This window comes from Sinorhizobium chiapasense (genome assembly GCF_036488675.1).
Taxonomy (GTDB): domain Bacteria; phylum Pseudomonadota; class Alphaproteobacteria; order Rhizobiales; family Rhizobiaceae; genus Sinorhizobium; species Sinorhizobium chiapasense.
Map to the genome: position 1 here is coordinate 838718 of NZ_CP133152.1, position 11685 is coordinate 850402.

The 11685-nt window shown below is 62.4% G+C and carries 9 protein-coding genes and 1 pseudogene; 8 read left to right on the forward strand and 2 right to left on the reverse strand.

Annotated features, from left to right (window positions below; translation table 11 throughout):
* Nucleotides 1–127 precede the first annotated feature (127 nt).
* The 4 genes and pseudogenes from RB548_RS28600 to RB548_RS28610 form a co-directional block, all read left to right on the forward strand.
* Nucleotides 128–1681 (forward strand): annotated as a pseudogene (locus tag RB548_RS28600) (MASE1 domain-containing protein); the annotation flags it as partial.
* On the forward strand, nt 1658–2179 hold the full coding sequence (locus tag RB548_RS32360) for a sensor histidine kinase (RefSeq protein WP_456300001.1): 522 nt from the start codon (nt 1658–1660) through the stop codon (nt 2177–2179). The pseudogene RB548_RS28600 and the gene RB548_RS32360, both read left to right, overlap by 24 nt.
* Nucleotides 2180–2630: 451 nt before the next feature.
* On the forward strand, nt 2631–3611 hold the full coding sequence (locus RB548_RS28605; RefSeq protein WP_331377123.1) for an HlyD family secretion protein: 981 nt from the start codon (nt 2631–2633) through the stop codon (nt 3609–3611).
* A complete protein-coding gene (locus RB548_RS28610; RefSeq protein WP_331375778.1) occupies nt 3608–5389 on the forward strand; it encodes a DHA2 family efflux MFS transporter permease subunit in 1782 nt (593 codons plus the stop codon). Before RB548_RS28605 ends, RB548_RS28610 begins: the two co-directional genes overlap by 4 nt.
* Here RB548_RS28610 and RB548_RS28615 read toward each other — a convergent pair.
* Entirely contained in the window at nt 5282–6736 is a 1455-nt protein-coding gene (locus tag RB548_RS28615) for a GntP family permease (protein ID WP_331375779.1), read from the reverse strand. The genes RB548_RS28610 and RB548_RS28615 overlap by 108 nt on opposite strands.
* Before the next feature lie 3 nt (nt 6737–6739).
* Nucleotides 6740–7780, reverse strand: coding sequence for a patatin-like phospholipase family protein (locus tag RB548_RS28620; protein WP_331375780.1), 1041 nt, complete (start codon nt 7778–7780; stop codon nt 6740–6742).
* A gap of 288 nt (nt 7781–8068) precedes the next feature.
* On the opposite strand from RB548_RS28620, the gene RB548_RS28625 reads away from it, so the two are divergent.
* The 4 genes from RB548_RS28625 to RB548_RS28640 all read left to right on the forward strand — a co-directional run bounded on the left by RB548_RS28625 (nt 8069) and on the right by RB548_RS28640 (nt 11615).
* Entirely contained in the window at nt 8069–8542 is a 474-nt protein-coding gene (locus tag RB548_RS28625) for a MarR family winged helix-turn-helix transcriptional regulator (RefSeq protein WP_331375781.1), read from the forward strand.
* Between the two features lie 187 nt (nt 8543–8729).
* Nucleotides 8730–9665, forward strand: coding sequence for an NmrA family NAD(P)-binding protein (locus RB548_RS28630; protein ID WP_331375782.1), 936 nt, complete (start codon nt 8730–8732; stop codon nt 9663–9665).
* 184 nt (nt 9666–9849) lie between these two features.
* Nucleotides 9850–10251 (forward strand): cupin domain-containing protein, encoded by a 402-nt coding sequence (locus RB548_RS28635; RefSeq protein ID WP_331375783.1) that lies wholly within the window; start codon nt 9850–9852, stop codon nt 10249–10251.
* A gap of 11 nt (nt 10252–10262) precedes the next feature.
* Nucleotides 10263–11615 (forward strand): epoxide hydrolase family protein, encoded by a 1353-nt coding sequence (locus RB548_RS28640; protein ID WP_408642464.1) that lies wholly within the window; start codon nt 10263–10265, stop codon nt 11613–11615.
* The last annotated feature ends 70 nt before the right edge of the window (nt 11616–11685 follow it).

An 11685-nucleotide genomic window follows, 5' to 3' on the forward strand; every position in this document is an offset into this window, starting at 1 on the left:
GGCATGGGATGTGGTTCGAGCCCGGGGGTTAGGGTGTGGGTGCGATTTCGCCAGCCCGGATATCGAGCATAACTGCCGCACGAAGCGCTGACAGTCCCAGACTTTCTCCGTGCGGGAGGAGCAGCCGATGATGAGCGTCTGGTTGCATCGCCCTCGATTCTTGCATCTCGGGCTTTTTATTGTCGCCTATGTGCTGGCCAGCGGATTTGCTCAGTTGCTCGCGCTTGTGCCGGGAACTGGTATTTCCATTTGGCCCCCGAGCGGGCTTTTCATGGCTACGCTTATCCTCGCCTCCAGGCAGAGCTGGCCGTGGTGGGTGCTGGGAGGCTTTCTCGCTGAACTCTCTGGCAACGTCTTGTGGTTCCATAATCCGCTGCCTGTCGCCTCCCTGATCTTTAGCGGCAACGCTCTTGAGGCGGCGGCCGGCGCATGGCTCGTGAACCGGGCCTGCGGACGGACAGTTCGGCTGGAAACCTTGGAGGAAGTTCTCGCCCTGGTCGCGCTGGGGGCTGGAATTGCGCCAGTCATAAGCGCGACGGTGGGAAGTGCGACGCTCGCATGGTTTGGCATACAATCCTTCGCTACGGCCTGGCCTCTATGGTGGATCGGAGACGCCACCGGGGTCCTGATCGTAGCGCCATTGGCGCTGGTCGTGTTCCAGAACTGGGGTAGTGACGCCCATCTCTCGGCCGCGCGATGGCTGGAGGCTAGCATCCTGGGGCTGATCTTTCTCGGTGTCGCCGCCCTTTCCTTGAGCGGTTACCTGCCCTTCGCCTACATCATCATGCCGCCTCTCCTTTGGGCCGCGATGCGGTTTGAGTTCAAAGGCGCCGCCGTCGCCTTGACCCTCCTCGCTTTGATCACCGCAGGATTCACAGTAATCGGTGCCAGCCAATTTGCCGGCGATCCTGAGTCCCAGAAAGAAAAGCAGATCATGCTGCAGCTTTTTCTGGCCATCTCGGCATTCTCGGCGCTCATTGTGGCCGCCATATCCCGGCAGCACCAGCTGGCGACGCTCACATTGCGCCAGAGCGAACGCTCGCTGCGAGAACTCGTCGAGACGCTGCCTGCCCTCATCTGGTGTGCAGCACCGGACGGTAAGCCCATATACTTCAGTCAACAACTGCGCAGCTTCATCGGCTTCAACGTCGGGGACAAGGATGTCGCCGGCACTTCACGCCTCGCGAGCGTGCTGAACGCGATCATTCATCCGGACGATCTGGCCGCGGTAAACAAGTTGCTCGCGCACTCCTTGGCCACTGGCGAACCCTATGCACAGAACCATCGCCTACGTCGCTTCGACGGCGAATACCGGTGGGTTGAAATGCGCGCAGCCGCCATGCGCAATAGCGACGGCGCGATCGTGCAATGGAACGGCGTCTGCCTCGATATTGAAGATCAGGTCCGTGGCCGGGATGAATTGCGCCTCGCCCAGGAGAACCTCGCCCGTTCGAGCCAGGCAGCGAGCCTTGCCGAACTCTCCGCGTCCATCGCGCACGAGGTGAACCAACCCTTGGCGGCTGTCATGGCGAACTCGCATGCGTGCCAACGCTGGCTCATGGCCGAACCTCCAAATATCGAACGGGCGCAGAAGAGGCTGGAGCGCATCATTCAGGATGCGAGTTCGGCCGCGGATGTCGTCAGCCACATCCGCGCCTTGTTCAAACACTCCGCAGAAACGAGGACCAGCACAACGCTCGCTGGCGTCATTGCCGACGCGCGTAGCCTCATGGCCGCGGAGGCGGCGCGGCGGCGCGTACGTATGGATGTTGATGTCGAAAGCAACCTTCCATTTGTGACCCTGGATCGCGTCCAGATCCAGCAGGTTCTGATCAATCTCATCCGCAACGGCATGGATGCGATGGATTCCACCGCGGGCGAGAGGGTCTTCGGAATACGTGTGCGCCGGATCGGGGATGTGATCCAGACCGAAATCAGTGACCGCGGCCCTGGCGTCGAGTTTCCCGACAGGATATTCGAGCCGTTCTTTACGACCAAAGAGCACGGGATGGGCATGGGGCTCGCGATCTGCCGTTCGATCGTCGAGTCGCACGGCGGGCAATTATGGGCGAAGAACAACGAACCGCATGGAGCGACGTTTATCTTCACTCTGCCGGTTGACGCGACGGCGGAAGCGACTGCCTCCCACGCCGCAGGCAATCAGGGTCTTGCCCTTTGATCTGCTCGACAGTCGTGCCTGCGCAGGCAATCACCAACCCTGATTTCTCCTCGCCCCATCGCGAGTTCGCTTCGATCCACCGGCACCTTCGATGATCGCGTCGATGCCCGTCGCCGCGAAGCCTCGTCCAGGAAGACCTCGGCCGCCATTTGATGAAGGGTCTGCCGGCGACTTTTCAACCGCACCGACTTTACTGCAACCACAGCCTTCAACCCCTTGAAGCTCGGACTCAATACTAGCCAACCTTTGTATAGTCGACTGCCCCCTCCTTCAGCCATTACGCTCCTCAGAACAGGAAAAGCGAACGCAAGGTAAATCAAGTGGGCGCATCGCCCACTTGACGGGTAACGGCTATTACCGTAGATGTCCATGGTAACGAACATTACCGGAGATCGTCGTGGCGCAACTTAACAAGAAAAAGATCGTCGGCTTGGCGCTGTGCCTCGGCGCCATGGTCGTCGTGGCGGCGGGCTGGGCGTGGGCCCGTTCGACCGGCTCGACGTCGACCGATAATGCTTATGTCCGCGGCGACGTGACCTCGCTCGCGCCAAAGGTCGCGGGCTACGTCACCGCGGTAGAAGTCAAGGACAACCAGACGGTCCGGACGGGTGACGTCCTGTTCCGGATCGACGACCGCGACTACCGCGCGCGGCTTGCGCAAGCGGTGGCTAATGTCGATGCCGCCCAGGCTCGGCTCGTCAATGCCGATGCGGAGACGGAGCTTCAGCACGCCCTCATCCGGCAGGCCGAAGCCCAGAAACGTTCGGCCGTGGCCGAATTAAACCTGGCGATAAAGGCCTATGATCGCCGCCGCGAACTGATCCGCAGCAACACCATCAGCCAGGCCCATGTCGACGAAAGCGACGCGGCGAGAACGAGAGCCGAGGCGAGCGTGTCGGCCGCCTCCGCGACGCTGGAGGCCCAGCAGCAGCGCATCGCCGTCCTTGCCGCCCAGCGGGAAGCTGCCGTTGCCGCCGTGGCGCAGGCAGAGGCGGCGCGCGATCTCGCCCAGATCGATCTCGAGAGCACAGTGGTGCGTGCGCCTGTTGGCGGCGTTGTAGGGAACCGCCAGGTCCGCGTCGGCCGGCTTGTGGCGCCGGGCGTCTCCCTGCTCGATATCGTTCCAGTCGACAATGTATGGCTCGTGGCGAATTTCAAGGAAACCCAGCTCGAAAACATACAGCCCGGCCAGCGCGCCCGCGTGACCATCGACGGCTACCCGAACGGGGCGCTTGAAGGCGTGGTCGACAGCTTTGCGCCCGGCAGCGGGTCCGCCTTCAGCTTGCTGCCGGTCGACAATGCAACGGGGAACTTCGTTCGCGTCGTGCAGCGGGTTCCGGTCAAGATCCGGTTTGCCAGCAATCCGCTGGCTGGGCGCCTCGTGCCCGGCCTGTCGGCGCGTGTCACGGTCGATACGGGAAGCGGCTCGTGACCACCGTCGTCGCCATCGCACCAAGCCGCGGCACTTCTGAGAGAGCGGGCCTTCTCGTCGCAGGCATCGTGCTCGCCACGCTGACGGAGGCGATCGCGAGCACCGTGCTGTCGCTCGGGCGCGGTGATATCATCGGCGACACGTATGCCACTCCCGATGAGTTCGCTTGGCTGGACGTCGGATACACCACCCTGAAACTTATCGGCTTCATGGCTGTCCCTTGGCTGATCAGTCGTATCAATCCGCTGAGTCTCATCATCGCCGCGACGCTCGCCATGGGCACGGCGTGCGGCATTGCTGCCGTTACGTTCCGGCTGGATCTGCTGGTCGCGCTGCGCATGGTTCAAGGCTTCTCCGGCGCCACCCTGCTCGTCAGTGGCCAGACAGTCATTTTTCTCGCCTATCCACGATCCCGCCAGCCCGTCCTTCAAGCCCTGTTTGCGATGGGGTCCGTTGTCGCTCCCGGGACGATCGCCCCGGCCCTTCAGGGGTGGCTGCTCGACAGCCAATCCTGGACATGGATCTTTTTCAGCATCGTTCCGGTCGCACTGGCAGCTGTTGGGCTCCTGCTTATCGCAGACGGACCGATGCCCGCCAGAACCGCGCGGCGTCCATTTGACTGGGTCGGCTTCTCGCTCGTATCCGTCGCGCTCTCCTGCTTCACCTACGTCTTCAGCCAGGGCAGCCGGTGGGATTGGTTCGAGGAACCACGCATCCTGTGGCTGGCGGTGATCGGTGTGGCCGCTCTGCTTACATTTCTCGGTCAACAGGTGTTGGCAAAGGGCCAGGGCCTGCTCGACTTTACCCTGTTCAAATCGGACGATTTTCTCTTCGCCTTCATCGTCAGTTTTGTCGCCGGCGCGGCATTGTTCGGGAGCGCGTTCCTGATCCCGTCCTTTGCGGTCGCCGTCCTCGCCTTCACGCCCACCGATGCCGGGCAGTTGCTGCTGCCGAGCGGCGTGCTTTTTGTCGGAGCACTCCTCATTGCCGCCTTTCTCATGCAGGTTCGCCGCGTTCCCCCGTTCGCAACCGTGCCCTTTGGCATCCTGATGATCATGGTTGCGATGTGGATGCTCTCCGGATCGACCAGCGAAAGCGGCGCAGACGACATGATGGCAGCGATCCTGTTACGCGGATTCGGCCTTGGGTTCCTGTTTCTGTCGATCACCCTGATCGCTTTCAGCAATCTCGACAGCCGAAATCTCGCCTCCGGGATCGGCCTCTTCAATACGGGTCGCCAGCTTGGTGGCCTTGCGGGGGTCGCCGCCCTCCAGACGCTGATCGACCATAACGTCGCCGGCAATGTCGCTGTCCTCGGTGCCAATGTCACCGCAGGGGGGCACGCGGTCATCGACCGGCTGACCGCGACGACAGCGATGCTCGCGGCGAAAGGAATGGACGCCGCGGCCGCCAGCCGGGCTGCGACGAGTCTCCTGGGTAGGGCCGTCACAGGCCAGTCCACCGTGATCGCCTTTGACACGGCCTTCAACGCGGTCGCCTTGCTGTTTGTATTCGCCGCACCCGTGCTGGTAGCCATCAAGATCGGCATCGCCCGGTATGCGGAAGTGCGCGCGGCGCGGTTGCTCGAGACGCAGGGGCGTGCCCACGATCCGCAGTCAGGCGTTGAACCCGACGGCCGCTCAGGCGCAATTCCGTTTTTCGCGGAAGTATCAGAACGAGCCGAGAATGGTCCCCAAAACAATGACCACGCTCAGCGCGAGGAGCGCTCCGATGATTCCGACAATAACGATGTCGCGGTAGCTTTCTCCGTGAGTTGAGCCGCAGACGGCCAGCAGGGTCACAACCGCCCCATTGTGGGGCAGGCTATCAAGTGTGCCTGCGCCGATGACCGCGACACGGTGCAACAGGGCCGGGTCGAGACCTGTTTCCTGCGCGCGCATCAGGTAGGTGCTGCCAAGCGCGTCGAGGGCGATCGTGAGACCGCCGGACGCGGAGCCGGTGAGCGCCGCCAGGATATTCGTGGCCACGGCGATCGATACGAGTGGTCCGCCACCGATGCCGAGTACCCAGTCGCGTACGACCTCGAAAGCGGGCATCGCCGCGACAACCGCCCCAAAGCCTACCAGGCTGGCGACGGCGACCGCCGGAAGGACGGACGCGTTGGCGCCTGCGTCCATCGTCGCGCGCAACGTCGGCAATCGCCGGAAATTCAACACGACGACGGTCGCGACCGCGGCTGCCAGCGCCGTGACGACTGCCCACACACCGCTGACTGCGGAGCTGGAGATCCCGCCCCAGCGATCATCCGAAAGAAAACCGAGGTCAAGCGCCGGCAGGATCAACAGCGTCATGCTGAGATTGACGAGGACAACCACAGCGAGCGGCAGCACCGCGACCATGATTGGCGGCCCAGCCTCGGCATGCCGGCCACGCACGATTTCGGCCGGGTCGAACTCCCTGCCGACCGTGGCGCGTTCGCGGAGCCGGTCGTCGGAAGCGAGACTTTCAGGTGTCGCGGGCGTGCCCTCCCCGAACCCTTCGCCGGACCTGCGCGCAGCCGCCGCGACGCGACGAAGCCACCATACGCCGAAGCAAAGCATGATGGCTGAAGCGACGATACCGAGACCAGGCGCCGCAAACGGCGTAGTGCCGAAGAACGGCATCGGGATGGCATTCTGTATCGATGGCGTTCCCGGCAATGCTGACATGGTGAAAGTAGATGTTCCAAGTACGATCGCCGCGGGTATCAGCCGCCGCGGAATGCCGGTCGACCGGAATAGCTCCTGCGCCATCGGCACGAGGACGAAGAAGGCAACGAAGAGGCTGACACCGCCATAGGTGATCAGCGCACCGGCAATGACGACGGCGAGGATGGCGTGGTCCTTTCCCAGTCGCCGCATCATGAAATCGGCGATGGCGGTTACTGAGCCGCTGTCCTCCATCAGCTTGCCGAAGAGTGCGCCGAGCAGGAACAGCGGAAAGAACCGGGCGAAGAAACCTGCGCCGCCGTTCATGAAGGTCTGCGTCCAGTGCGCCAGCACTGGTTCGCGGGCAAAGACCGCGGCAACGAGGGCGCCAAGCGGGGCCAGCAGCAGCACGCTCCAGCCTCGGAAGGCGAGCCAGATCAAGAGCCCGAGCCCAATCAGAATGCCGAGAAGACCCACCCGTCAGACCCCTTCCAGCAAGAGATCGAGATCGAGCGACGAGCGGTGGCCGAGATCGTCGCCATGGGCGTCTAGGAAGGCGTCGGCGGACCTGCGCCCCTCGTTGTGCAGCATGGTAAGGAACTCCCATTCGGCATTGAGCTTCGAGGAGTAGCCGAGGTCGGTCATGGTGTCGCTTGCCACCCGGTGGATCCGCATCGACGCCCAGCGCGCGCCCTCGTCATCTTCCAACTGCGCTACCTTCCGAAGCAGGGCGATCATCTTGAGTTCCTTCAGAAGGACTGCGTTGAAGGAGACCTCGTTGATGCGATTGAGGATCTCGCGCGCGGACCGAGGTGTGCCCGGCCTTTCAACCGGGTTGATCTGCACGAGGATGGTGTCCTGCGATGTGCATTCGCGAACCAGCGGTGTGATCGTCGGGTTGCCGGCGTAGCCGCCGTCCCAATAGGCTTCACCATCGATCTCGACTGCTTGAAACAGCGTCGGCAGGCATGCCGAAGCTAACAGCACGTCCGGGCTCAGCTCGCCGTTACGGAACACGCGCCCGCGGCCTGTGCGGACATTCGTTGCCGTCACGAACAGCTTGATCGGACTGGCCGAGAGCCGCCCGAAATCGACTGTCTCCGCCAGTATGGCGCGGAGTGGGTTGGCGCCGGTAGGATTGAGATTGTAGGGCGAGAACACCCGCGCCATCATGTCCATCGCCACGAAAACCGGCGAGTGGTCGAGCGTCCAGCGGCCGAGCAGGACATCGAGGGGCCCGCGCTGGAAGGGACTGAACCGCGCCGCCTCCGATACCTTGTGCCAGAATGCCCCCAAGGCCTCGCGAGCGCCTGCAGCGCCGTTGACGGTATAGCCGTGCGCCATAACTGCCGCGTTCATGGCTCCAGCCGAGGTGCCGGAAATTCCCTCGATTGCCAGCCATGGCTCTTCCAGAAGCCGATCGAGCACACCCCAGGAAAAGGCACCATGGGCGCCACCGCCCTGAAGGGCAAGGTCGACGCGGAGTGAGGCCCGTTGCATTGCCTTCGCGGTTGCCGGCATCAGCCTTGCCTGTTTTGAAATTGTGCGCCGCACAAACAGTATCGCAGAATTGCGCACCAGTCACCCTCTCACCGTATTGTTGCAGGCAGGCGAAAGAGATCTGCAATGAGCCCGAGGCCACTCCCACGTCGGGTTTGATATCCCGACCCAGGATGCCCCCAGTTCCCGCCCTTGTGGCGGAAGGACGAGTCGCTGGCGCGTCACGTCCTGCGCGGCACCAAGGTATTGACAGCGTGTTGCATATGCATCATGTTAGCTATATTGCATATGCAACATCGAGAGGGCATGATGGCAAGCAGCGAGATCAAGACGGCCGATGCAAGCGTGGTAGGCGAGGTCACCAGCAATTGCGTAATGACGCGCACACGTCGGATGTCGCGCGTCATTACCGGCATTTACGACCAAGCACTTCGGCCGCACGGCGTCAATGCCTCGCAGTTCTCGCTGCTGGTACTGATCGCGAAACTGGGCGGAGCAAGCCGCGCCGAGATCGGGCGGGCCAACTACCAGGATCGCTCGACGCTCACGCGCAATCTGGCACCGCTCCTGTCGGAGGGGTGGGTCGAGGAGATGGCTTCCGAAGCAGGCGGCCGGAGCCGGCCGGTCTTCATATCGGAAACGGGTAAGGAACTATTGGTTTCCGCAGCGCCGGCGTGGCGATCAGCGCAGGCGAAGGCAAGGGATCTGCTCGGTGAGGAAGGTGTCTCCGCCATCGTCGGCGTGGCCGACAGCCTCCCTCCCGGCGACCTCGCAAGCCTCTGAAATTCAACCAATTACGGACCGCTGCATGCTTCCTCGAATTGCGCCAAGCAATGTTGCATATACACCATATTGCGTAAAACTTGTAGCGTCAACCTCCGGACAGCCGCACCTCGCGTTCACGAGCGCAAGACTATCGAAATCGTCTGAACAAACGGCTTCAACAGATTGTAATCGAAAGGAATTCATCATGACCATCACATCCGCGAACGAAAAGCCGATCCTGGTCACCGGAGCCGCCGGCGATCTCGGCGCCATCGGCCGCAACGTCACCGAAATGCTACTGGCCAAGGGCAAAAAGGTGCGCGCGCTGGTGCGGAAGGAGGACGAGCGTGCGGAGGGTCTGAGGCGGCTCGGCGCAGAAGTCGTGCAGGGAGACCTGACCGATCTTCAATCGATGCACCGCGCCATCGAGGGTGTGTCCCGCATCTATTTCGGCATGTCGGTTTCGCCTGCCTATCTCGAAGCGACCGTCAACACGGCCGCCGTGGCGCGGCACCACGGTGTCGAAGCATTCGTGAACATGTCGCAGATGACGGTGACACAGATGAGCATCACCGAAACCACTGACAGCCCGCAGCATAAGCTGCACTGGCTTTCGGAACAGGCACTGGCGTGGTCGGGGCTTCCGGTCGTGACCGTGCGGCCGACGGTGTTCCTCGAAGGCTTCTTCCTGCGGCTGGCCGCCGCGGGCGTTAAGCAGCGGGACGAGTTGGCGCTACCGCTCGGCGACAGCAAGACCTCGCCGATCTCGGCCGTCGACGTGGCGCACGCCGTCTCGGTGATCCTAAACGACCCGGCGCCGCATATCGGCAAAGTCTACAATCTGACCGGTTACGAGTCGGCGGACCTGGAACATTATGCGCGGGTGTTCTCCGAGGCATTGGGCCGCAAGATAACCTATCGCAACGTGCCGCTTGCCGGCTGGATCGAGGCGCTGCGCGGCTTTGGAGTCCCTGATCACCTTGCCAGCCACCTTTCCGTGATGTCGAAGCTTCATTCGGAGGGGCGGTACGACCGCATGACCGACGACCTGTTCAAGCTCACTGGCAAAGTGCCGACGGGCGTGCACGACTTCGTCAAGCTCCATGCCGCCGAATTCACGCAGCGTGAGGCTTCGGCCTGAGGGTAAGACCCGCGGGTGCTCACCCGGCCCGCCGAAGCGACGGCGGGCCAGCCGCACGCCGCGCCCGCCAATACACGCGCTTACAAAAATCCCGCGCGGCCGACACATCACCAATACACGCCTTCGCTGAAATGACGGCGGCTTCGAAGACGAAGGCCCGACCAATGCACGAAAGGATGATCTTATGAAACCCACTCGGATCGTGGCGGTTGCGTTGCTGATCGCTGGCAGCGGATGGACCCTGCACGCAGCGCAGGCTCAACAGCCGGGAATCCATCGCACCGATCTCCTTGAGAACGATCTTGGCACTCCCGGACGCGAGGTCGTGCAGGTGCGTGTCGACATCGAGCCGGGCGCGGCCTCGATCAAGCATTCGCATCCGGGCGAAGAGATCGCCTATGTCCTCGAAGGCTCGCTCGAGTATCACCTCGAAGGTAGGGCGTCTGTGACGCTTCACGCCGGGGAAGCCTTGTTCATTCCCGACGGCGTGGCCCACGTGGCGAAGAATGTCGGCAGCAGCAAGGCCTCGGAGCTCGCAACCTATATCGTCACGAAGGGCAAGCCGCTCCTCGTGCCGGTCAACTGAGCTCTCTCGTAATGAAATGGATACCCGGGAACCTTCGGCAAAGGGGTGCGAACTTGACAACACAGAACTCCACCAGCGCTTTCACTCTCTCCCGGCGGGCCTTGCTCCTAAACGGAGCGGTTGCGGCAACCCTTGCAGCAGTGTCTCGCCCCGCGATGGCTACCGGCCACCCGCCTTTTGCAGCAGACGCCATCCGTCCTTTTCGCGTCGAGGTGCCAGAAGTCGAACTCATCGACCTTGGCCGTCGACTTGCCGCGACGCGCTGGCCCGACCCGGAAACGGTGGGTGACCGTTCCCAGGGTGTGCAAGTCAAGAAGCTTCAGGCTCTCGTGCGCTACTGGGAGACCGGCTACGACTGGCGCAAGGCAGAGGCGAAACTCAATGCGCTTCAGCAGTTCCAGACGAATATCGACGGCCTGGACATTCATTTCATCCACGTTCGTTCCCGTCACGCGAACGCATTGCCGCTTATCATGACCCACGGCTGGCCTGGCTCGATTTTCGAGTTGCTGAAAACCATCGGTCCGCTGACAGATCCGACAGCGCACGGAGGGACGGCGGAAGACGCTTTCCATCTCGTGCTCCCGTCCATTCCCGGCTTCGGCTTTTCGGAAAAACCCAAGGGCAGCGGCTGGAACCCGGCCCGCATCGCCGGCGCCTGGGATGTCCTCATGAAGCGTCTTGGATACACGCACTATGTTTCACAAGGCGGCGACTGGGGAGCCATCATTTCCGATGCCATGGGACGCCAGGCGCCCACGGGTCTGCTCGGCATTCATGTCAACAGGATCGAGCGTTCCTCCACTCTCCCGCCGGACGTTGCGAAGGCGCTTAAGAGCGGGAGTCCTGCGCCGGCTGAGCTGACCGCCGAGGAACGGGCGGTGTTTGATGAGGCCAGAGAGTTTCTCAGCAAGGGATTCGGCTATGCCGCGATCATGGGCACGCGTCCGCAAACCATCGGATACGGCCTCGCCGACTCGCCGGTCGGACTGGCGGCATGGTTCTACGACAAGATCGCGGACTGGGTGTTCACCCGCGGCGAACCGGAGCGGTCGCTCAGCCGTGACGAGATCCTCGACAACATCACGCTTTACTGGCTGACGAATACAGGCCCCTCGAGCGCACGAATTTACTGGGAGAACGCTGCCGGCAACAACAAGCTGGCCGGTATCTCGATCCCGGCGGCAGTGACGATTTTCCCGGGCGAGATCTACAAGCCGCCGAAGAGCTGGGCCGCACGAGCGTACCACAATCTCATTTACTACAAACGCGTGGACAAGGGCGGACACTTCGCTGCGTGGGAAGAGCCGGATCTGTTCAGCGCAGAACTGCGCGCCGCTTTCCGTCCATTGCGTCCGCTCTAACGCTTCCCTTCGGCAGAGGCGCATGAGACGGTTAAGTACCCCTACCGCGGCATGCTCATTTTGATAATAA